The organism is Candidatus Aquicultor sp. (assembly GCA_036504445.1).
Taxonomy (GTDB): Bacteria; Actinomycetota; Aquicultoria; order Aquicultorales; family Aquicultoraceae; genus DASXVE01.
In genome coordinates this window covers 1-22,129 of record DASXVE010000030.1, presented here as the reverse complement: position 1 = coordinate 22,129, position 22,129 = coordinate 1, and the positions used below count along the sequence as shown (strand labels likewise).

The window sequence follows — 22,129 nt, the reverse complement described above, 5'->3', positions numbered from 1 at the left end:
TTACGTAGAGCAAGCGCGCATAAGATGCAAGCGAGTTCTAAGGAGTTTTTTGTTTTGAGTCACAATATTGATGACTTCGATTATGACCGTCCGGACCGGCCCGAAGAGGCATGCGGTGTCTTCGGCATTTTTGCACCGGGCGAAGATGTAAGCAGGCTGACCTATTTCGGCCTGTACGCACTGCAGCACCGGGGCCAGGAGAGCGCCGGAATCGCAGTATCGGACGACCGCTCGATCATTATCTATAAAGACATGGGGCTACTTACCCAGGTATTCAAGGATAGTAATCTTGCCAGCCTGCAGGGTAATATTGCCATCGGGCACGTGCGTTACTCGACAACCGGTTCGACGCACTGGGAGAACGCGCAACCGATCTATAAAACGTTTAAAGGCGGGAGTCTGGCGCTTGCGCATAACGGCAACCTGGTCAATACGCAGGAGCTCAGGACCGAGCTGAGCGAGCACGGGCAGAAATTTCGCTCGACAAGCGATAGTGAAGTCATAGCCTCTCTTATCGCATCGTATGCAGATGAAGGCATCGAAGATGCAATAAAAGAGACGATGAAGCGGCTGCACGGCGCGTATTCGGTCGTGGTTATGACCGAGACAAGGCTTTTTGCAATGCGCGACCCGCACGGTATCCGGCCACTGGTTCTCGGAAGGCTGGGCGAGCATTACGTAATTGCCTCGGAGACGTGCGGGCTGGATATTGTTGGCGCCACCTACCTGCGCGACGTGAACCCCGGCGAGCTCATCATTATCGACGAGGTCGGCATGCGCAGCATCCAGGCGGTGGAATCGAATAAAACCAGCCTTTGCATTTTTGAGTTCGTCTACTTCGCCCGGCCCGACACTAAGCTGTGCAACCGGCTGGTCTACAGCGCGCGTGAAGCTATGGGCGCTGAGCTGGCAAAAGAGAACCCGGTCGATGCCGATCTGGTATTGGGCGTGCCGGACTCCGGCGTGCCGGCAGCGGTCGGCTACTCCCGAGCATCGGGCATCCCGTATCGGGAAGGGTTGGTCAAGAACCGTTATGTTGGGCGAACGTTTATTCAGCCGACACAGACGATTCGGCAGGTTGGAATCAAGCTCAAACTTAATCCGCTTCGCGAAGTTATCGACGGCAAGCGGATAGTCGTCGTCGACGATTCTATCGTGCGGGGCAATACCAGCAAGAAACTTATCGATATGCTACGGGAAGCGGGGGCGCGCGAGATCCACATGCGCATCAGCTCGCCGCCGGTTCAATGGCCGTGCTTTTACGGAATCGATACCGATACCCAGGAGCAGCTTATCGCAGCGAATAACAGCATCGATGATGTGTGCAAATTTATCGGGGCGGACAGCCTCGGTTACTTAAGCTTAGAGGGGCTCGTTAAATCAACGGAAGGCCAAAGCGAACAATTCTGCATGGCGTGTTTCGACGGGCAATACCCAATCAATGTGCCAGAAGATTTCAGGGTTTCAAAACTCATGCTCGAGGAGGAAGAGGCCACATAATGGTTGACGCAAACAACGAAGGTTTAACATATAAAGACGCCGGTGTAGATATTAAAGCCGGCGAGCAGGTGGTTGAGTTTATAAAGAAATCGGTGCGATCGACGTTTCGCCCCGGAGTGTTAACCGATATCGGCGGCTTCGGCGGCCTCTTCGGCATCGATACCAAGCGCTATAAAGAACCGGTGCTGGTATCGGGTACCGACGGCGTCGGCACCAAGCTCAAAATCGCCCAAACGCTCGATATACACGATACGGTTGGCATCGACTTGGTCGCTATGTGCGTAAACGATATTTTGGTACAGGGGGCGGAACCTCTGTTTTACCTCGATTACTTCGCGACCGGCGCGCTTGAGCCGCATAAGACCGCAGCGGTGATCGAAGGCATCGCCGAGGGCTGCCGGCAGGCGGGATGCGCACTCCTTGGCGGCGAGACTGCGGAGATGCCCGGTTTTTATGCACCGGGTGAATACGACCTGGCCGGTTTTGCGGTCGGTATCGTTGATAAACCGGACGTTATAACCGGCGAGACGATTACGGAGGGCGATGTCATCATCGGGCTTGCGTCAAGCGGGCTTCACAGCAACGGCTATTCGCTTGCGCGAAAACTCGTCGAAACCAAGAATCTTTTGCTTGATACCGTCTATTGGGATAGCGGCAAAAGTCTCGGATTGGAGCTTTTAAAACCGACCAAGATATACGTGAAACCGATCCTTAAACTTATGCAAGAGATAAAGATAAAAGGGCTCGCTCACATAACGGGCGGAGGGTTGACGCATAATATCCCGAGAATCCTGCCCGCAGGGGTCGATGCCGAGCTTAAGCTTGGCTCGTGGGATGCGCCGCCTATCTTTGCCTTTATGGAGCGCGAGGGCAATATCGCCCAAGCCGAGATGTTGCAGACGTTTAACATGGGTATTGGCATGGCAATCGTTGTCGATGGCAGTGATTTGTATGATGCGCTCAAGCTGCTCATAGGCGAGGGGGAGACCACCTTTGAGATCGGCAGGATTGCGCCCGGCACAGGCGTGGTGCGCTATGTCTAACGGGTTTGGCGGGCAGCCGAACGGTCGCGTTAATCTCGGGGTGCTGATTTCGGGAAGCGGCAGCAATTTGCAGGCGATAATCGACAAGTGTGAATCTGGAGAAGTGCCGGCCGATATCGCGGTCGTTATCAGCAGCAGGTCGGATGCCTACGGCCTGGTTCGGGCGACAACCCATAATATCCCCACCGCTATACTTAAGCGAAGCGAGTACGCCGATGAGGCGGCATACAACGTTGCGCTTTTAAAGCAATTGCGGCAGTATGGTGTTGAGCTCGTCGTTATGGCCGGCTACATGCGCCTCCTCGGGAAAGAGGTACTCGATGTGTATCCCAACCGCGCGTTGAACCTTCACCCGGCGCTTCTGCCGTCCTTTCCCGGCGCGCACGGCATTGCCGATGCGCTCGCCTACGGCGTCAAAGTAACAGGCATAACCGTGCACTTCGCCAACGAGGTTTTCGACGAAGGTCCGATTATCCTCCAGGAGTGCGTGTACGTGGACGAGGACGACACTGAAGAGACGCTCGCCGCGAAGATACATGCGGTCGAGCACGTAATCTACCCGAAAGCCATCAAACTCTACTGTGAAGGGCGATTGCGCATAGAGGGCAGAAGAGTCCATATCGTAGAATAGCAGGAATGTATTCTTAATCACCAAAAGCTACTTACAAACAGCCAATATATTCTCTCTCGTTCGCGCCTAAATCGCCCTATGTTATTACAAGGCTTTTTCATCTGCAGCGTTTAAGGTTGAGTGTGTTCGGTTAACACCAATATAACTACGTAACAATTGCATCTACTAACCGCAAAATAATAGCCTATCTATATCGCTTACAGTATAATCAGTGAAACAATGTAAGGTTGTGAAATAAGGAGGGGTAGATGATCGACAAGATTAAAATCAGGCGGGCAATAATCAGTGTTTCCGATAAAACCGGAGTTATCGAGTTCGCCAAAGGGCTTAAAGATATGGGGGTCGAGATTCTCTCGACTGGTGGTACGGCACGTGCGCTGCGTGATGCGGGAATTATCGCTACTGAAGTATCTGAATATACCGGCTTCCCTGAGATGATGGAGGGGCGGCTCAAAACGCTGCATCCGAAAATCTCCGGCGGGATTCTTGCCGACCGCAGGAAAGAAGAGCACATGCGGCAGATCGCCGACGCGGCGATCGAGCCGATCGATCTCGTGTGTGTGAATCTCTACCCGTTTGCGACGACAATCGCCAAGCCGAACGTCACACTCGACGAGGCGATTGAAAATATCGATATCGGTGGTCCGACAATGATCAGGGCCGCCGCAAAGAATTTTGAGGGCGTTACTGTTGTGGTCGATGCGAGCTGGTATCCGAAGATTCTTGTTGAGATGCGCGCCAACGATGGGGCGGTCTCGCGCGACACCCGTTTTACGCTCTGCAAAGAGGCGTTTAAGCACACCGCGCTGTATGATTCGACAATCGCCCAGTACCTCACATCGCGTGACGAGAAGGAAGAATTCCCGAAAATCAGAGTAATGACCTTCGAGAAAATCATGGATACACGCTACGGTGAAAACCCGCACCAGAGAGCGGCGTATTACCGCCAGGCCGGAGCGCCGGCGGACGCGCTCGTCAACTTCAAGCAGATCCACGGTAAAGAGCTCTCATATAACAATATCTTGGATATGAACGCCGCGTGGGCGCTGGTGTGCGATTTAGACCGGGAGCCGGCATGCGCCGTTATCAAGCACAATAATCCGTGCGGCTGCGCTATCGGCCAAGACCTGGCAGATGCATACAAAAAAGCGTTTGACTGCGATCCCGTATCGGCGTACGGCGGCATTGTCGCCTTCAACCAGGTAGTCGATGCAGCGGCTGCGGAAGAGATGGGAAAAATCTTTACCGAGGTGGTCATCGCACCGGGCTACGCCGAAGAGGCGCTCGATATCCTTACAAAGAAAGCGAACCTTCGTCTAATCGATACCGGCGGCGTTACGACCGTGAGCTACTTCGACCACGATGTGCGCCGTGTGAACGGCGGCGTGCTCATGCAGGATTTCGACAATATCGAAGAGTCAGCCGCCGATTGGCGCGTGGTAAGCGAGGCGCGGCCATCCGAAGGACAATGGAAAGACATGGTATTTGCCTGGAAGATCGCAAAACACGTTAAGTCGAATGCGATCATCTACGTTAAAGACCAGGCGACTGTTGGTGTCGGCGCCGGTCAGATGAGCCGTGTTGACTCAACCTGGCTTGGAGCGCGCAAAGGCGGCGAGAAGGTAAAAGGGGCCGTTGTAGCATCCGATGCCTTCTTCCCGTTCAGGGACGGTTTAGACGCGGCGGTTGAAGCCGGCGCATCGTGCATCGTCGAGCCGGGCGGTTCAATCCATGATGATGAAGTTATCGCTGCGGCAAACGAATACGGTGTTCCGCTTGTCTTTACCGGCAAGCGCCACTTCCGCCATTAGTCGTATCCGGGTAAACCCCGATATTTATGATTCGCTCTTGCTAATGTATGTGGGCGCGCTATAATTGCTGGTATGGTTTATGTGCACGGCATGCCGGTTGAGCGCTGGCATGCATGGTAGCGATTGACATTGGGGTTTAGCTGTAGTATCATATCTAATGCTGTAGCGGTAATGTATGTCTACCGCTACGCTATTTTTTGTTTACGGATAGTAAACAACGGTTCTTTAGTCGGGCCGTTAGCTCAGTTGGTAGAGCACCGGACTTTTAATCCGGGTGTCGAAGGTTCGAGTCCTTCACGGCTCACCATGCCCCCATCGTCTAGGGGCCTAGGACACAGCCCTTTCAAGGCTGCGGCGGGGATTCGAATTCCCCTGGGGGCACAAAGTTTGTTTTTTTAGGTTTATTGGGGGTTTAGCTCAGCGGGAGAGCATCTGCCTTACAAGCAGAGGGTCACAGGTTCAAATCCTGTAACCCCCACCATCAACGTTTTGCCAGATAGCGACGTTGAAATCTCGTCGTAAAAACAGTATAATGCTGTTTGACTGTGAAAATTGCCAGTGCTCAACATGGGGGCGTAGTGTAGCGGTTTAACATGCCGGCCTGTCACGCCGGTGATCGCGGGTTCGAATCCCGTCGCTCCCGCCAGAGTCTAAGGCTTCATCTTTTGATGGAGTCTTTTTGTTTTTGTGGTTAAATATAACTATGAATATTGAATTTCTCTATTTTGCAGGATGACCGGGAGTCCCGAGCGCTCGTGAGGCGCTCAAAGAGGCTATGGATGAGCTATGCATCAATGCAAAAATTAATGAAATAGAAATACAGAGCGAAGCGGAAGCCATCTCGCATAAGTTCTTAGGTTCGCCGACCGTGAGGGTAAATGGTTTTGATGTTGACCCTAACGCTTGGGGACAAACCACTTATTCATTTTCATGCCGCATATATCATACCCTGGAGGGCGCACAGCACTATCCAAGCAAAGACATGGTGCGAGCAGCGCTTAATGAAGCCCTGAGAAGCGCTCAGTAAAACCAGCCAAAAACCGATATGGTATTATAGAGTTTCTAAAAGCTTTGTTTAAGGAACGGTTGTCTCACGGAATGTACGGAGGATACTATGGCTACGCCGCGTGTTGGAATTCTAATGGGAAGCGATAGCGACCTTTCCGTCATGGAGAAGGCCGCAAACGTCTTTAAAGAACTGGATGTTCCTTACGAGATAGATATTATTTCCGCCCACCGTTTGCCCGATAAGGCTGCGCAATATGCTAAGATCGCTCGTGAACGCGGTTTAGGTGCGATTATCTGCGGCGCCGGTATGGCTGCGCACCTGGCCGGCGTGATCTCCTCACACACAACGCTTCCGGTCATCGGCGTACCGATAAAATCCGGTGCGCTCGCCGGCGTTGATGCGCTGTATGCAACCGTGCAGATGCCGCAGGGCGTCCCGGTGGCAACGGTAGCGATTGATGGGGCGGCAAACGCCGCTTACCTCGCGTGCGAGATACTTGCGGTTACCGATATGGAGCTCGCACAGCGCCTGGAAGCAAAGCGCGCTCAGACTCGCGATCAGCTCAACGAAAAATCCGCAAAGCTCAAAGCCGAGCACGCCGAGTAAACCTGCGCTTAAAACCACGTACGCTCGCGCAATCCCAAGTAACGTGCCTCGTAATTGCCTGCAAGCACCGCTTTTACGACATCATTTACCGGTGGATAGAGGACCAGCTCATCGAGCTGTAAGGCATCGGCCCACACGATGCCCAGGGCGGTAGTATGCTCCGGGTTAACCTGTGGCTTTCCACGTGTAATCACGCCGGTAAAGACGCAATGAAGCGTGTGCTTTACCGTACCGGCGCTCGGTGTTTCAACGACACAAGCGAGATCGTCAACCTCGATTTCGACCCCGACTTCCTCTGCAAGCTCGCGTACAAGAGCATCGATAAGCGTCTCGCCATCGTTAACACCACCACCAGGGATACCGCAGACAGCCGTATCACCGTAAAGATATTGCAGCAGCATGATTTTTCCGTTCTGGATGAGAAGTATCGACGGTCGTGTTTTCATATAAGTCTCCGCGTCTCGTTTTCTTTCATCATATACGACCCGGCGTTTGACTGCATTCACAGCGCGAAAGTGGGTATGAGTGAATTATAATCGGGAATTTGGAGATGATACAGATGGCACAGCAAAATGAGAATATGCAAGATCGCAATAATGCCGATGAAGGGACCAGACAACAGGGAAGACCGTGGGATTTAAAAGAAGCCATAGGGCGGGCGCTAAAGGAACGTTCTGAACAGAAGTCGATCATGGACGTTGAGCAAGAGATACAGGGCAATAAAGCCGGTGAAGCAGCGCTGGAGGGCAAAGAACGCCGGGCAGCAAAGGCGAACGAGAAGCGCTTTACGATGAAGGAGCCCCAACGTACCGGCAGGACAGAGGGCTCGGCTAGATAAGCGGGTGATGCAGATGGAGCAAGAAATGTGACGCCTCGCGTGCGAGGCGTTGCTGCTTTTTCCACTGGCCGAATTGCAGCCCTTTGTTGGCCAGCCTGCTCAAATATGCGGCAAGTTCTTTGTCGATAACGCCTACATCTTCCTTGGCAAGGGGTGTTCCGGGCAACGGGATAAACGTGTGGCTGTGAATCTTGGCGCCGCGTGCCGCCAGCGAATCCATCATGGCGATTGAGTGCAGACGGTCGTCGTTGGTTTCACCGGGTAAGCCAAAAATAAAATCGACGCAAACCTCGAGCCCGGCGGCGAGGATGCATTCGATGGCTCGATCTACGTCTTCGACGTTATGCTCGCGGTGTAAGCTGTCGAGCATCCGCTGGCTCCCGGTTTGGGCGCCGATAACGATCTGTCTTGTGGCGGTAAATCTAGTGATAAGCTCTATGGCTTCAGGCGAGACAGCCTCAGGGCGCACCTCGGACGGGAACGAGCCGAAGAATAGGTGATCGGTGCCGACGATAGCAGATGCCCCGCGCAGCAGCCCCTCAATTGCCTCCAGGTTGACGGATATACCGTCTTCGGAACCGTAAGCGAGCGCGTTTGGCGAGATAAAGCGAAAGTCTTTTGTCCCTTTAACTTTGCTAAGCGAGATATATCCGAGCACTTCATCCAAGGCACGGTGGCGCATTCTGGCGCCGAAGAGAAACGATGTCTGGCAAAACCGGCATGCGTGCGGGCAGCCGCGACTGACCTCAATCGGTGAGAGCCTCTCGTGGCTGGGTGAAAACGGCGCAAAACGATTAAGGTCGACCGGGCGCCGCCTGCCCGTGGTCACCACGCTTTCGCCGTCATGGTAGGCGATACCCCGTATAGCGCGCCAATCCAAATCATCCGTGAGCGCATTGATGAGTTCAGGGAACGTCTCCTCCCCTTCACCGATCACCGTAATATCAAAGCCCATAGCAAGCGCTCCGGAAGGGTCACCCGAGGCGTGGGGGCCGCCGGCAATATAAAGAGCCCGACCGCCCGCTAAATCCGCTTTAAGCATGCTTAAGAGCTCGTAGACGGCAACAGCGTTCGTTGTCGCGAATGAAAATCCGATAAGCAACATCTCGTGTGAGCGTTGCAGCTCGGTAAGAGCTTCCAAGATTTTTACCGGCGAGTGCTCGGTAATAAAGTAGAGGTGCGCATTCTGGGTCGCCGGTGTGCTCTCGACCGCGCCGGCAAGCGCGTTTACGCTGTATTTATTATAGTTTGTACAAATAAATGCGGTTGCTATATCCATGGTACCCACTGTAACGATATTTTTTGTATAATACCACGGATCATCGTTTTTCACAGGATAGGGCCTGTGGGCTTGATTTTTTCTAGATATTTACGTAATCTATTATGGTACCTTTAAACCGAATAGGTGCACGTTACATGGCCGGGTAGCTCAGTTGGTAGAGCAGGGGACTGAAAATCCCCGTGTCGGCGGTTCAAGTCCGTCCCCGGCCACCATTTATGCCCTGGCAGTAGTGATATTGCCGGGGTTTTTTGTTGTGTAAGCTCCTCGTGGTAACGCGGTGGTGACCTGTCCTCCCGAAAATTGTGCCACCTTAAAATTGGCGATATGCTGATTTTGAAGGAGTCCCTTCCCAAGACAAAAAACGGCGGATCTTTTAGATCCGCCGTTTTTACCCGGTGTGCTGGTAGCTATTTCTCGCCTTCGGCTTCTTCGCCCTTCTCGATGAGCTCTTTTACTTTTTGCCCACCCTTGTGTCCGATCTCTTCATAGAATTCGTGACCATATTTCTGTTTTGTGGTTTCGCCGCCTTTATGACCGCCCTTCTCGCCGCCGAGATGACCGGCTTCGCTTACCGTCATTTCGCCTTTATGTTCTTTTTCTTCGGGCATGAATCTCGCCTCCTTATTACGTCATTACCCGCGCACGCGGTATCTCACGCGCAGCGCCGCCTAAGCGACTTTACTGTATTCTTCGAGAATCTCGGCCGGGCCGTGACCCCCGAATCCTCGCGTCATAGTTGTTTTCTCCTCTTAACAGATGGGTGCTGCTTTTCAGCATTTCTCATACCCCCGCGCCCCTCGCTTAAACAATGTTATGCAGCCAATGGTGAATATAACTGTAGTAGCGCTCTAATTCAGCGCTAGGGACCATGAACCAACACAAGCGATGTAAATATGGCTATTAACCTGGAGTTATAGTATAATACCCATATAGGGTATTACTTGCATAGGTAAGGTGCCACATGGTAAATAACGGTGGAACTCGATTAAAATCGTTTGACTATGGCTTGCGCTCACGCCTGCTGCTCTTACTCGTCGTCATGCTCCTTCCATTCATTATTTTCTCAGCACATCAGGGGTATAGCGGGTATATACAGCTTTTGCACGACAAAACTACTAAAAATGTCCGCGACGCACGTGAAGTCGCGGGTAACGTTGATGAGCTTGTCCAGGCAACAGGGGACCTCCTGGTTGCCATCTCACATAGCGATGCCGCCCAAAACCAAGATTACCCCGCGCTTAAGAAGTGGTTTAGCGGAATAGCGGCCAAGTATCCATACTACAAGAACATCATCTTTGTCGACCTCGATGGAAACATGCGCGCGGCTGCGCGTACGTACACTAAACCCGACGGTAAAATAATCGTTACCGTTAAAGAAACCGCGTATTACAAACGATCGATAGATGCGGACGGGTTCGCTTACGGCGATTATATGATAGGCATGCTGAGCAAAAAGCCGGTAATCCATATTACATACCCCGTGTTTACGAAAACAGGGAAGCGGGTCGGTTTCGTTGGAATATCGTTCGATCTTGCGCGATTGCAGGAACGCATTGTAACTATGAATGTCGCTAAAGGATCTGAAATCACAGTTCTCGGCCAAAACGCCACTATAATTGCACGCACGCTTGACCCGAAACACTGGATAGGGAAGCGGTTTCAACCGAAAATACCCGGCGGAACTATCACATCCGGTATGAGTATAACTATGCCCGGGCCTGATGGCATTGTCAGGTATTCGAGTCTTTATAACACGAAACGAGCCCCATGGCTTGTAGCCGTATGTTTTGAGCAATCGACACTTCAAAAGCAGGCCCTCAATGTAATACTCCAACAACTTTGGTTTATTCTGCCGTTGTTGCTTGTAGCAGTGCTTGGCTGGCTCTGGATCGGACGCGATGTCGATGGCCTGTATAAAACCGCGCGCCGGTTAGGTCTGGCCGATTCGCTCACCGGGCTTGGGAGCTTTTTCAAGTTCAACCAAGACCTTACTAAAGATATTGCGCTTGCTAAACGTCATATGCGCTCGCTCGCTTTATTAATCCTTGATATCCAGGAGTTTAAACGCTTCAATGAGCTAAATGGCTATCAATACGGCAATTCCGCGCTTAAGCAAATTGCGGCAATTGTGAGTGATGACCTCCGCGAGACGGATTCCGGTTACCGTTACGGCGGTGATGAAATCTCGCTTTTGCTAACCGATACTGATGAACTCGATGCCGTCGAATATGCGGAGAACTTGCGAAAGAAGATTGAAACGGCCGCTTTTGCCAAAAAAGACGGCTCATCGGCAAATCTTACGGTTGCAATCGGAATAGCGGTGTTCCCGGTAGATGCATCCGATGTAAACAGTTTGACGCAAAGTGCCATCGAAGCGCTCTATGAGGCGAAGGAAAGTACCGATACGCCTATCAAGACGTATTCGGAAACTGCCCGTCCAAGTAAAGCGAAGGCCGGCTGAGTCAGCAATGAGTGTTAACGCCCGGGTGGCGCAAGGCCTTTCGCACTAGTTGCCGGTAAGTTTAGCTGTTATAGTTGCGGGGTTTACCTCTTTGTTTCCGTTACCATCGGTTGCCCGGACTCGAATCTGATAGGTCGCGTATCGATCATCCGGCAGTGTCCATAGATATGCCCAACTTGCATCTTTTTGATTCTTACCGGATGTGATATTAGCGCCAAGCCACGTCTCACTATTTTGCCAGTCTTTACCGTTCCAGTAAGCGTTCTCGGATTCCTTACGAATCATAACCTCGATTTTAGCAACGTTCATATTGTCGTTTGCCAATCCATACATGAGGTAAGCCATGCCGCCGCCGATCTCGGTGGCGCCGGTCGGTGCTATAAATGTGCTCTGCGGCGGTTCTGCGTCACCGCTTCCTGCGAGAGTGATAGTCGTAAGCTGTAGAAGCGGTGCAATAATCTGGTTATTTACAAGGTCGATGCGAGCATTCGGCACAACTTCCCAAGTTTTTCGCTGATCATCATAGGCGATCAGGCGCAAGTTCGTCGGATCGGGTATTTCATCCGCCCGGTATTTGATCTTAATTGTTGCCGTTTGGCTAAACGGTAGTTTCTCGGGCATGAGCCGATATGCCGGGCTGTACCTGGTGACGCCGTTTAGCCTCGGGATAGCGCTCCCCCGAAGCTCATCAATCGTAATCGCGACGTCTGCCGCTAGCGCACCTTTTGGGATTTCAAGCGACAGCATGTGCCCGCCATCCTCAACAATTCCGCCATCTTTACCGACAGTGCCTTTGAGCGATGCGGCAAACGTGCCCGAGGTAGAAAACTTCCAAGAAAAATTCGCCGCCAACGGGTTGCCTGAGGCATCTCTGATGCCGCCGTTTATATAGACCTCATAAGTGGCGCCCGGCTCGAGTTTGCCCTTGGGCATTAGTTTGGCGGATTTTCCTTTACTATCGTATGCCACAGTAGCTGCTACCCAGCGTGATTCTTGCTTAAGGTAAAATGTCGAACCCGGCTCGGTGCCATCGTTTTTAAAGCTGAGCGGATCCATGTCTTCATAGAAGACGATACCGATCGTTGAATCTGCTGCAATGTTGGTGGCGTTCGATGCGGGGTAAAGATGGCGTGTAACCGGGGGCGTCGTGTCAAGCACAATGCTATCGGAAATCTGGTATAAATTCTCACAACCATCCACGAATTGAGCCGTAATGATTTTTGCACCGTCACCCTGAGAAAGGGCTAGGGTTTTGTCTTGGGCAAACCGCTCCCAGTTCGTCCAAGTATGCCCGTTATCTTGGCTGAAGCGCATTTGCAGAGCACCTAGGATATCCATTGAGACATGGACATTGCGGTGATTCGTATAGCTGGCGGCATCTTCGATGAAGATACTGCCTACAGGGCCTACATTATCAACGCTTACTACGCTTCTAGCGGGCAACAATTCCTGGTTGCCGGTGGTATCGTGAGCTCGCGCCAATATTTTATATGTAGCGCCATCACTTGTGGGCAGCGGCCAAGAATAACTCCAGGCAACGGAGCGGACGCTTAAGTTGGCTGTCACACTGGCGGTATCCCAGTACTCGTATTTAACCCAGCTATTGCCATTCCACCACGAGTTATCGTAGATACGGTATATTGCGACCTCGACTTTTGTAATGCCGGTATCGTCACTAGCCATACCGTTAATTGCATACTCGTGCCCGGTGAGCATTTCTTTGCCGGTCGGGTTTAGCACTGCCGTTACCGGCCGGCTGTTTACACCTGAAGTAATATTGAAACGCACATCGTCAAACCAGGCAAATGCCGTGGCATCACGCGCATTGCCGTTTTCGAGTATCGCGCCGAGACGCACGCCATAGATGCCGCTTTGATCGAGGTAAGAGGATATATTGACGGATGCTGTTACCCACGTGTTGTCGTTAAGCTTGGTTGCATCCGCCCATACTGTGACCGCGGAATTATCCGGTTTGATAAGCTCGATGTAGATGCGTTGCGACATTGGCAGAATCGCCGACCAGTTCTTCTTCCAGGCAAATTCAATATTGCCCTTACTGCCGCTTTGCAACCGAGTATTGATGCGTTGCGTTGTCCATATCTCGCCTTTACTACGGCGTCCGGGGAGGCTAAATCGCAGGCTTCCGGTATGATAATAGCCTGCTTTATCCCATACCGCTTCGATGCCTTTGGTTGGTGCGGTAACTTTCCAGCCGGTAGCGTTGTCGTCAAAGGCTCCATTTACCGTGAGCTGATCCGCGATGGCGATGCCGGGGAATACAACTAAGCACATGAATAGGGCAATAAGGACAAGAAAAACCTTTTTAGCGCCCACTCTGTGATACCCCCGGTTGTACAGGTGCAGGAGTAGAAGTGTTCTGGTTGTCAACGGTTGCTTTTAGCGTTTTGAGGGTTGAATTGTTGGGATCGAGGCTTAAGCCGGTGACGATTACACCCCGCGCTTGCGTTACGTCGTTTTGTAGAATATAAATATTGGCCATTTCGGCAAAGACGTCGGCACGCGACGTATCGTTTGACGGCAGCAGATTGAGCACTGCCCGCCACTGATCGAGCGCCTGGGAGTAAAACTTGGCCTTGGTATCGACGCGCGCAAGCGCGGCGTGAAAGAGCGCAACGTTGGGCGCGGCTTTTGTAGCTTGGTCGAGTGTGGTGATCGCCTCATTCCGGCGACCTGTTTGCTCAAGCAGCACGCCCATCTTATACAGGGTTTCTGCATCATTCGGCTTTGCTTTTAGTATGGCTTCATACTCATCGAGGGCTTGTTTGATCTGCCCGGTCAGTAAGTAGGCCGATGCCAGCATATCGCGAATTTTTATATTATCCTTGTGTGCTGCGGTAAACATCTCCATGCGCGGGATTACCGCTTTATAGTCGCCCTTATTGTATGTTTCGATCAGCTGTGTTTCCGTAATTTGGTCTTGCTTGGATACGGCTGCTATCTGTTTTTTAGAGGGAGCCGGTGCCGTGATTAAATATATGATTCCTGCGCCTATCGCCAGGACGACAATAGCAACAACCGCCATGATCGCGATAATCTTACCGGTGCTTCGCTCTTCGGAAATATCGAGGCTCATTGGCTCAGGAGGTTCCGGCTTTCTCGTTCTGTTGTGCCCACTGAGCATGATATCATCCGGTTTCTGTGATCCGGTTTCAACCGGCTTTTTCTCGGGAGTTTTTTGCACTGCCGGTCGAGTTACCTTGCCGTCTTGTTGGGTTGGTTTTGCGGTGCCTTGCTTTTGTTCGCTCGGTATTTTCTTCTTGGTAGGGATCTTTTTGTCGGACGATGGTTTTCTATTTGCAGCATGTCTTCCCACTACTATTCCTCCGATACATGCTTGTTTATTCGATAGCGCTCATATTATAGCAGAATATGGGCGCTATAGGATGCGTTAGACAGCTAAACCTATCTCTTTACTTATTCTAACCATTCAAGCGAAGCCGTGATAGATGAAATTCTTAGTGGGCGCAATTTCTTGTAAGAAGTATTTCTTGTAAGAAGTTTTGGGATGTAGCCGGCATTATGGAACTGTAAGCGCGTGCGAGCTGGAGTGGCAGGCTAAGCAGGCGGTGCTCGTCTCTTCATGGGTTTGCGGCATGGTGAGATCGTACCCCATCACTATCGCTGTTCTCGTAGTTTCAGTTGTGTAGCGGTGGCATACCTCGCACGCCTCATCGCCGCTATCAATGCGCCCGTTGGCATTCGGGTCGTTCCACCCATTGCTTGTGGAATAATCGTAGAGTTGGTCGGCGAGCATTGCATAATTATTCTTGGTCGAAGTATGCACGTCATGGCAGATCATGCACGGTATTTTAACGTTCGTGTTATATTTCTTACCGGCTTTCGGGGCTTTATAGCCCGCATTGGCCATATCCGCAGTGATCGTTGAGTCTGCATTCGTCAGGTGTCCGGCGCGATTTGCCGTTATGTCACTATACTGCTGTTTTATGTTGGCAACTGTTGACGCGCCCGTACCGTCATGACAGCTCAAGCATAATGCATTATAGATATCAGAACCCTTAGTCGGATCGTTTACAACATCAGGGCTCTCGAAGTACGGTTGGATAAGCAGGCGGCGCGTTGCGTTATCGCCGGTCAACCCGAAATTCGAGAAATCCGGGGCGAGGTGCACCGCATGGCACGTTTCGCACAGATTACTCGTTGAGGAAAACGGGCTCGGATTATTTGACCGTACGCTTCCATGGGGGATAGCGACGATTGCGAGTTCGCGTGATCGCAAATTTGAGAACGCCGCTACCGTTGCCGGTGCTGTAACAAGCACCGAGTTCTTGTCGACCAGCTGCGATCCGACAGTGACGTTGGTCGGCGCGGCGGGCTTAATGTTGTAGACAATATAATAGCTGGTCGAGGAAGTCGAGAGCGTTTCGGCTACACTAAAATTGAATTGCGTGGTATCACCGCCACTATATGTGCCGGGGGTTGTACTCATCAAAGTATCTGCAGGCGCACCGGTGGTTTGCAGCCTGCCCATGCCGTTCGTTTCTTTATAAATCTTAACCGCATCAACTGTTGTGGAAGCATCGCCGGTTCCGAATTCGTTAAGGATAATGCCGGTAAGTTGGGCTTCGCCACTATTTGTCTTAAGCGTAATACTTTGGGTGACAACCCCATCAAGCCCCGGCGTAATACTGCCGCGCGTTTCCGGACGCGATGTAACCGATACGGTGGCCGCTGCCAGCGCAACACTGAAAAGTGACAAGGTGAAGAGTACCGATAAGGTGAATACTACCGCAATATATATTACTAATCGGTTGCTTATGCTACTCGTGCGCTGAAACCGGGCTGTCACGTATCGGGCTCCTTGTAATAAGTCGATACCGGCATAGGTGCGCTTACCTAAGCAATACTGCGTACCTATAAATTCCCACCTTAACTATAGCAACAATCGCTGGTTTACTCAACTTATATCACCGGTATGCGACTAAATTAGCGTAGGTTATCGCCACATCGTGATCCGGTTATTGAGTTTATCCGCGATGAAGATAGTGCCGGTTTTGGCGTCGATCGCAATACCGTTAGGGTAAGCTAACTTACCGTCGTCTGAACCGAAGCCGCCGTAGGTAAACAAGAGATTACCTTTCTTAGTAAAGACGAATACCTTGTGCTTGAAGGTATCGACGACATGGATGCGGCCGGTGTTGTCAAATGCAATACCTCGCGGCAGCGATAACGAATTTTTCTCCGTACCGCTAAACTGGTATAAGAATTCGCCCTTACTGCTAAATACCTGAATGCGAGCGTTATTCGAATCGCTGACGAAGATAGTGCCGTCTTTATCGGCGGCAATACCGTTCGGGTACAAGAACTCGCCCTTTTCAGAGCCCGGGCGGCCGAAGCGTGTGACAAGCTTTCCGCTATAGTCATAGACCTTAACATCCTGATCGATGACGTCGGTTGTATAAAGCTTCCGGTTTGCAGCATAGATAGCGATCGGCTTGACCGGCGCGGCGTAGACCGATGCATCATTTGACGCACCATCGGGGAACGTGTACAAGTAGGTGCCGTGAGCGTTATATACGACGATTCGTCCTGTTGTACCGATGGTGCTTACGTAAATGCGCCGCCCCATATCAACCGCGACACCGACCGGGTAATTGGACCCGGATTTTAGTGCTATCTTCACAGACTGCTCTAACGTTCCTGTCTGCGTAAAGATATCGAGCTTGCTGTTGCCGGAATCCGCGACGAAAAGCCCCGTATCGGCAACGGTAACAGCCATCGGTGCTTTCAGACGGTCATCGCCTTCGCCCTTGATTGATCCAATATATTTTGGATGGCTTGCAGGTGATGCATCTTGTTGATTGGGTGTGTTGTTGTGCGATGTGTTTGACAGTGAGTAATATAAAATACCCGTCGTGCCAATCAATGCGATGAGTACAATAATCGCTATGAAGAGGCGTCTGTTAATAGTATTTCACTCCTTATCTCTGCCTGCACTAATAATACATCAAAAACTGAAGCTTGTATTCAATTATGCTATAATTTATTCAGTAAAGGGCCGCTGGTTTTATGGCAACTATCAACGCTCGCACGTATGGTAATCCCGCACAGTTCATGCAAAGGGAGCCAGGGGACACAGTAGATAATCTAGAATATTGGTGGTATCTAAGAGTTGGTATTGCCGAAATCACTAATAGCATTAGTTGAGAAAGTCAGCGCAACTGATATAGTTATCGCGGCGCTTTGTATTGCGTTTGTCTTCCTCGCGCTCCTTTTTATCTATACCCGAGGACTTCTTTCAAGACTTAATATTAATACGATCTTCAAGCTGCCGATTCCCATGATTCTTGCAATTATTCTTGTTATAGCGGGGGCTGCTTCTTATACGGCGTCACGGCCGGCTGTATGCGGATCGTGCCATGTAATGCGCCAAGCGGTCGACGGCTGGGCTTCCTCCACTCATTTTGACGTGACGTGTCTCAGCTGTCACAAGAAAACCGCAGTGCTTGCCATACCCATCTTAAACCTTGAAGAGACACGTATGACGGCAAACAGTCTCACGGGCAAGTACCAGTTGCCGATATCATCCGCAGTTGATAATGAGGCATGCTTAGGTTGCCATAGCGATATCAAACATGGTGTTCAAACCAAATTCCAAACAATGATGAGTCATGCCGAGGTTATGCAAGCGGGGATATCTTGCCTTGAGTGCCATGATAACATCTCGCATACAACGGGGGAGCGAATAGGTATCTCTATGATGGAGAAATGCAGCAGCTGTCATAACGATGAGATTGCGTCATCTCGCTGCCAGACATGCCACTTAAGCAACGTGTGGCTCGGTATGAAACCGGCTGAGCGCAGCAGCATTGTTCACGATAGCAGTTGGCCTAAGACACACGGCTCGCGAAACCTTTATATGTGCAAAAACTGTCACAGCGACAAAGATTGTACTCGCTGCCATGCAACAACCGTGCCGCACCCGGAAGGATGGCCGTATATCCATGGCCAGGAGGCCAAGAAGAGCCCTGATGATTGTAATATATGCCATGTAAATGGAATGTTCTGCAAGAACTGTCATAATATTCAGATGCCGCACCCGACCGGCTGGCTAGCGCTTCATAATATGTCGGTTGAAGTAACCGGACAGGAAATCTGCAAGACGTGTCATCCGGTCAGAGACTGTAAAAAATGCCATGATGACCACGCACACAATAGGTCGCTAATGCAAGGGGGGGCAAACCCGTAATATGCTAAGCGCCCGTGCCTTCTTCCAACACATCATGAAAGTCATACAGCAGCCCGAGCTACATATGCGGGAGATCCCTATCCTGGTCGGCATAGGTATTTTGCTGGTATTTATTATACTCGTACTGATCGCAATTCTCTTTGTCCGGCCGGTTAAAAAAGCGGGGAATCAGATTGAGGAAAAACAGCTTAGGCGTAAGCTAAGGCGGACCTATTTTGCCATTTTAATAACCGGCACACTAGCGATTGTTTCGCTTGGGACTGCCGTAGAGTTCGCATCAAAGGCTTCGTTTTGCGCGAGTTGCCACGAAATGAAGGCTGCATTTGACGATTCCAAGCGGTCGATACATAGTAAAGTTCCCTGCGAAGCGTGCCACCAGGAGCCTGGCCTAACCGGCGTATTTATCGATAAACTGCGTTTGGTCGAGATGGTATCTTCCAAGTCGAAAATCTTAGGGAACGTGACCTCTGCACAGGTTACCAACGAAGTGTGCCTACGGTGTCATAAAAGCGTGTTGCACGGCAAGAGACAATCCGGCGCGATCGTAATGCAACACAAAGAGCCGCTAGACGCCGGATACCGATGCGTTGATTGTCATTACCAGAAACCGGTTTTGCATAGTACCGTAAAGCGACTCGATTCTTTTGGGATGAGTACATGTATAGATTGCCATAATCAGAAACAGGCATCAGCCGAATGCGATGCATGCCATGCGTTCGTGTTGGTCGGGCAAACACGTGCGCATTTGCAGAATTACCCAAGAGCCGAGGGACCGGGGGAAATCTTGTGCAAATCATGTCATGGTATAACGGTCTGCTTGAATTGCCATAACTTACAACTGCCGCATTTACCTGCCTGGCGTAATGGCGGGCACGCGTTAGAAGGGTTTATCGACAAAACGCTCTGTTGGGAATGCCATACGAGCAACGACTGTCGCACGTGTCACGCCGGTGGGTTTCCGCATACCTCCGATTGGGTTGCGCAACACGGGATGTCAGCCAGTAGCCAAGGTGGTACGTGTTCAAATTGCCATAACCCGAACTTCTGCACGCAATGTCACACCGATTCACGTGGTGGTGCCCTTAAGCCCCACAAGCCCACGCATAAATAAGCTAAGTTTTTACGGTAGTGATGCGGTATTGTGGCAGCCGCTACAGACATTATCTATACCTGAGCCGGTTCCTGTTTTAAGCATCGATGGCTCTGAACCAGAGGAGTGCGGGAATTCGCTCACGCCGGTTCTGCCGTCGGCTACGTGGCATTGCTGACAGGCCGGACCGTTGTTGATGCCGTCATTCAGGTTAACGACCGCGAAGCCGTCGGGTGTCGTTGTGGCGCCTTCTGATGATGATGGGTGCCCGTAAACATTCGCAGGTGCTCCACCATTTTGAACCGTCTTTTTCAAGCCGTCTGTACCGATACCGAAGTTGGCGTTGTGGCACGTCGAGCACCACTGGCTTATCGTCTGCGATGTCTCACCGGTTGTTGGCGTATAGTACAGGTAATAGCCGTTCTTCTGCGGATTCGGATTTGCCTTGAGCAGCTTATTGCTTGTGAAACCGGCAAGTTTTACCGTCTTATTATCATGTACCGAATGGCACTCGAGACAACCCCAATCAGATGGACGTTTCGTGTAAGCCATCTCGGTGTCATCGGGAGCGGTTACCATATCTTGACCTTTTTGAGCTTGACTCAAGCCGTGACCGCCTTCGTCGAGGACAATCTGGGTGGCTGCCGCCCCGCCAATACCGTGGCAGAACTCGCAGGTCTCGTTTCGAGTGTTGGCCCGCGTTAAATCATATGCGCCGGTTGCAAGGTGAACCGCATGGCATTCTTTGCACTTGTTGGTTGTGCTTGTATAGCCACCGTGCGGGCCCTTTGTTGCGGCGTCGGTAAATCGCAACGGGTAACCGTATCCACCAAAGCTATTTTCAGCAGCCGCGTACCCTGAGAAGGTCGTAATCCCTGTGTATCCAATACTATTGTTACCGCTATAGCCGTCATAGATGTATTGGCCATTACTGCCGGCGACTCGTTCCCACTTATGATCGCTCGTGTAGTGGTATATGCTGACTTTCTTCTCAGCCGGGTCAATCGGCCCGTTACATCTTAAAATCAGCGTCAATGCCGGATTGAGCGGCTGTGTCGCATCTGTTGAGAGTTCATAATAGAACCTGCTGACCATTCGCACGCCGGGCGGCCGCACTGCGCTTTTTATTGTGAATTTCTTGTTTAGATATCCTGGGCTCGGGGGCACAAGCAGCTTAACCGTTTCATTTGCACTCTCGATTGTCGTAGTTGCGCTCGCTGAACTAATTGTGACGCTCAGATCAACCGACTCTGCTATGGCGGCCGCACTGAGAACGCTCTCTCCGGTTGAGTTGACCGCCGATACCTTATATGAATAATCACCGGGTGAAGGGACGGTATCCACAAAGGTACTTGTTGCCGCTGTCGCCGGGAGCGGCACAAACGTCTCCGAACCAGGATTTGCCCGGTATATTTTATATATCGTTACTTGCTCGCTGGCCGGGTTATTATTCCATTGAAGCGTGAACCGGTTATTCGCACCCGCGGTAACTTTCAAACCGGTCGGCGCCGTTGGCGGCATCGGAGCAATTGTATGTAGCGCGCTTACGAGCGGCGTCGTGCTGAGTTCTGCATAGTCTGGAGGGACGATGCCTACACTTGCGCTAGTTTCAATTGATGCACCGATAGTTTTACCGATATCCATAACCGCATCTTGTGTTACCGAGTATGTTACGAGTAACTTCACCGGCGATGTAGGTGTAATCGCAGCTAGTTTAATATTGTCGAACGTCACTTTACCATTCATGAATGTCTTCGACGAGGAGAGCTGCCAGTCGGCCGGCGTCAAGGAATTACTGTTATCGGCGTCATACCAAAGCTTTACACTGTTTAACGCGATATCACTGTCAGTTGCCGTTCCGGTTCGCTCAACGGTAAGGGAGTTTATAACCGCCGAATCGGCATTGATAGTAAGATCGATTACCTGCATAACGTGATTGGCAGTTCCGATTACCACATTACCGCCATCTACGGCTGTCTGGCTTACAGTTACCTTGTCCGGTGCATCGCCTATTGTAGTTGTCGCGGATGTGAGCGGGAAGGTGCTCGGATCGACCGTGTCGGGCGCAGCAAGAACGACATATGAACTATTAACTAGATTTGCTTTTATTGTTGCCCTGACCTTTGCTAAAGGGCTTGCTTCAGCCTCGATAAGCAGGTGCCGTGCTCCGCTGGGTCCGGGATTGATCTTGAAGCCCGGCGGTAGGGTAAATCCAACCGTACCCGTCGAGGGTACTTTTGTATCAAGCAAGGTATCGCCAGCATTTAAGGTACCGGATCCATCCACATCATCATAGAGGCGCAAGAACGCAACATCAGACGGTACGGCTGTGCCCACAAGGTCGACCTTAATGCCGCCCAATTCAGCACCGTCGCCATTGGTTGGAGCGGTTAAGGTAATTACATCAAGTATGCCGGATGTGCCCTGTAGCATGGTGAAATCTGCCGGTGGCGTATGGGAGACCGATATTGTATCTACAGAATTCTCAATTATATGCAAGCCGGTCGTTGCCGGCAGGTTCTGCGTGCTTACGATATCCGGGGCCTTAACGCCGAGCCCGGTAAAGGAGAGCTGCGCCCCGAGGGTTGCGCCGACGGTGGCGCCGGCCGCCACCGAGTAGGTAACGAAGA

Annotated in this window: 17 protein-coding genes, 5 tRNA genes and 1 pseudogene; 15 read left to right on the top strand and 8 right to left on the bottom strand. The window is 51.4% G+C overall.

Going from position 1 to position 22,129, the window contains the following annotated elements:
• Nucleotides 1-54: 54 nt before the first annotated feature.
• The 10 genes and pseudogenes from purF (at nucleotide 55) to purE (ending at nucleotide 6,600) form a co-directional block, all read left to right on the top strand.
• Nucleotides 55-1,500 carry an amidophosphoribosyltransferase gene (purF, locus tag VGK02_10340; GenBank protein ID HEY3375444.1) on the top strand — a complete coding sequence of 482 codons (1,446 nt, stop codon included), beginning with the start codon at nucleotides 55-57 and terminating at the stop codon, nucleotides 1,498-1,500.
• Nucleotides 1,500-2,543 carry a phosphoribosylformylglycinamidine cyclo-ligase gene (gene purM / locus VGK02_10335; protein HEY3375443.1) on the top strand — a complete coding sequence of 348 codons (1,044 nt, stop codon included), beginning with the start codon at nucleotides 1,500-1,502 and terminating at the stop codon, nucleotides 2,541-2,543. Before purF ends, purM begins: the two co-directional genes overlap by 1 nt.
• The gene (gene purN, locus VGK02_10330) at nucleotides 2,536-3,174 is read left to right on the top strand and encodes a phosphoribosylglycinamide formyltransferase (protein ID HEY3375442.1); all 639 of its coding nucleotides are present in this window, start codon (nucleotides 2,536-2,538) and stop codon (nucleotides 3,172-3,174) included. Before purM ends, purN begins: the two co-directional genes overlap by 8 nt.
• A gap of 248 nt (nucleotides 3,175-3,422) precedes the next feature.
• Nucleotides 3,423-4,985: a bifunctional phosphoribosylaminoimidazolecarboxamide formyltransferase/IMP cyclohydrolase gene (gene purH, locus VGK02_10325; protein ID HEY3375441.1), complete on the top strand. Its 1,563-nt coding sequence runs from the start codon at nucleotides 3,423-3,425 to the stop codon at nucleotides 4,983-4,985.
• Nucleotides 4,986-5,216: 231 nt separating this feature from the next.
• Nucleotides 5,217-5,292: transfer RNA gene (locus tag VGK02_10320), tRNA-Lys, on the top strand.
• Between the two features lies 1 nt (nucleotide 5,293).
• Nucleotides 5,294-5,366: transfer RNA gene (locus VGK02_10315), tRNA-Glu, on the top strand.
• Between the two features lie 25 nt (nucleotides 5,367-5,391).
• A tRNA-Val gene (locus VGK02_10310) sits at nucleotides 5,392-5,466 on the top strand.
• Nucleotides 5,467-5,554: 88 nt separating this feature from the next.
• Nucleotides 5,555-5,631, top strand: a tRNA-Asp gene (locus tag VGK02_10305).
• 114 nt (nucleotides 5,632-5,745) lie between these two features.
• Nucleotides 5,746-6,012, top strand: a pseudogene (locus VGK02_10300) (hypothetical protein).
• A gap of 87 nt (nucleotides 6,013-6,099) precedes the next feature.
• Nucleotides 6,100-6,600 carry a 5-(carboxyamino)imidazole ribonucleotide mutase gene (purE, locus tag VGK02_10295; GenBank protein ID HEY3375440.1) on the top strand — a complete coding sequence of 167 codons (501 nt, stop codon included), beginning with the start codon at nucleotides 6,100-6,102 and terminating at the stop codon, nucleotides 6,598-6,600.
• Between the two features lie 8 nt (nucleotides 6,601-6,608).
• Here the strand turns inward: purE and VGK02_10290 are convergent, their stop codons facing one another.
• Complete coding sequence (locus VGK02_10290; GenBank protein HEY3375439.1) at nucleotides 6,609-7,046, bottom strand: NUDIX domain-containing protein; 438 nt, start codon at nucleotides 7,044-7,046, stop codon at nucleotides 6,609-6,611.
• Nucleotides 7,047-7,159: 113 nt separating this feature from the next.
• Between VGK02_10290 and VGK02_10285 the strand changes: the two genes are divergently transcribed.
• Complete coding sequence (locus VGK02_10285) at nucleotides 7,160-7,438, top strand: hypothetical protein (GenBank protein HEY3375438.1); 279 nt, start codon at nucleotides 7,160-7,162, stop codon at nucleotides 7,436-7,438.
• Here VGK02_10285 and VGK02_10280 read toward each other — a convergent pair.
• Nucleotides 7,431-8,717, bottom strand: a complete 1,287-nt coding sequence (locus VGK02_10280) for a TIGR04013 family B12-binding domain/radical SAM domain-containing protein (GenBank protein ID HEY3375437.1) — start codon at nucleotides 8,715-8,717, stop codon at nucleotides 7,431-7,433. The two genes, VGK02_10285 and VGK02_10280, sit on opposite strands and share 8 nt — an antisense overlap.
• A 139-nt stretch (nucleotides 8,718-8,856) precedes the next feature.
• Here VGK02_10280 and VGK02_10275 point away from each other — a divergent pair.
• Nucleotides 8,857-8,932 (top strand) — tRNA-Phe (locus VGK02_10275).
• Between the two features lie 195 nt (nucleotides 8,933-9,127).
• Here VGK02_10275 and VGK02_10270 read toward each other — a convergent pair.
• A complete protein-coding gene (locus VGK02_10270) occupies nucleotides 9,128-9,328 on the bottom strand; it encodes a hypothetical protein (GenBank protein HEY3375436.1) in 201 nt (66 codons plus the stop codon).
• Nucleotides 9,329-9,681: 353 nt separating this feature from the next.
• Between VGK02_10270 and VGK02_10265 the strand changes: the two genes are divergently transcribed.
• Nucleotides 9,682-11,181, top strand: coding sequence for a sensor domain-containing diguanylate cyclase (locus VGK02_10265; GenBank protein ID HEY3375435.1), 1,500 nt, complete (start codon nucleotides 9,682-9,684; stop codon nucleotides 11,179-11,181).
• Nucleotides 11,182-11,226: 45 nt separating this feature from the next.
• On the opposite strand, the gene VGK02_10260 is transcribed toward VGK02_10265, so the two are convergent.
• From VGK02_10260 to VGK02_10245, 4 genes are all read right to left on the bottom strand, one after another.
• The gene (locus VGK02_10260) at nucleotides 11,227-13,515 is read right to left on the bottom strand and encodes an Ig-like domain-containing protein (GenBank protein HEY3375434.1); all 2,289 of its coding nucleotides are present in this window, start codon (nucleotides 13,513-13,515) and stop codon (nucleotides 11,227-11,229) included.
• The gene (locus tag VGK02_10255) at nucleotides 13,505-14,515 is read right to left on the bottom strand and encodes a tetratricopeptide repeat protein (protein HEY3375433.1); all 1,011 of its coding nucleotides are present in this window, start codon (nucleotides 14,513-14,515) and stop codon (nucleotides 13,505-13,507) included. The genes VGK02_10260 and VGK02_10255 overlap by 11 nt, the downstream gene beginning before the upstream one ends.
• Nucleotides 14,516-14,719: 204 nt before the next feature.
• On the bottom strand, nucleotides 14,720-15,919 hold the full coding sequence (locus VGK02_10250) for a hypothetical protein (GenBank protein ID HEY3375432.1): 1,200 nt from the start codon (nucleotides 15,917-15,919) through the stop codon (nucleotides 14,720-14,722).
• A 237-nt stretch (nucleotides 15,920-16,156) separates the two neighbouring features.
• Entirely contained in the window at nucleotides 16,157-17,086 is a 930-nt protein-coding gene (locus VGK02_10245; protein ID HEY3375431.1) for a 6-bladed beta-propeller, read from the bottom strand.
• A gap of 252 nt (nucleotides 17,087-17,338) precedes the next feature.
• Between VGK02_10245 and VGK02_10240 the strand changes: the two genes are divergently transcribed.
• Nucleotides 17,339-18,409, top strand: a complete 1,071-nt coding sequence (locus VGK02_10240) for a NapC/NirT family cytochrome c (protein ID HEY3375430.1) — start codon at nucleotides 17,339-17,341, stop codon at nucleotides 18,407-18,409.
• Between the two features lies 1 nt (nucleotide 18,410).
• Nucleotides 18,411-19,520 (top strand): cytochrome c3 family protein, encoded by a 1,110-nt coding sequence (locus tag VGK02_10235; GenBank protein ID HEY3375429.1) that lies wholly within the window; start codon nucleotides 18,411-18,413, stop codon nucleotides 19,518-19,520.
• Nucleotides 19,521-19,529: 9 nt separating this feature from the next.
• Here the strand turns inward: VGK02_10235 and VGK02_10230 are convergent.
• Nucleotides 19,530-22,129 (bottom strand): fibronectin type III domain-containing protein (locus VGK02_10230; GenBank protein HEY3375428.1); only part of this gene is annotated, 2,600 nt, incomplete at its 5' end.

Coding starts and splice junctions, on each gene's coding strand:
- purM (HEY3375443.1), top strand. CDS start 1,500: ATGGTTGACGCAAACAACGAAGGTTTAACATATAAAGACGCCGGTGTA.
- purN (HEY3375442.1), top strand. CDS start 2,536: ATGTCTAACGGGTTTGGCGGGCAGCCGAACGGTCGCGTTAATCTCGGG.
- purH (HEY3375441.1), top strand. CDS start 3,423: ATGATCGACAAGATTAAAATCAGGCGGGCAATAATCAGTGTTTCCGAT.
- purE (HEY3375440.1), top strand. CDS start 6,100: ATGGCTACGCCGCGTGTTGGAATTCTAATGGGAAGCGATAGCGACCTT.
- VGK02_10290 (HEY3375439.1), bottom strand. CDS start 7,046: ATGAAAACACGACCGTCGATACTTCTCATCCAGAACGGAAAAATCATG.
- VGK02_10285 (HEY3375438.1), top strand. CDS start 7,160: ATGGCACAGCAAAATGAGAATATGCAAGATCGCAATAATGCCGATGAA.
- VGK02_10280 (HEY3375437.1), bottom strand. CDS start 8,717: ATGGATATAGCAACCGCATTTATTTGTACAAACTATAATAAATACAGC.
- VGK02_10270 (HEY3375436.1), bottom strand. CDS start 9,328: ATGCCCGAAGAAAAAGAACATAAAGGCGAAATGACGGTAAGCGAAGCC.
- VGK02_10265 (HEY3375435.1), top strand. CDS start 9,682: ATGGTAAATAACGGTGGAACTCGATTAAAATCGTTTGACTATGGCTTG.
- VGK02_10235 (HEY3375429.1), top strand. CDS start 18,411: ATGCTAAGCGCCCGTGCCTTCTTCCAACACATCATGAAAGTCATACAG.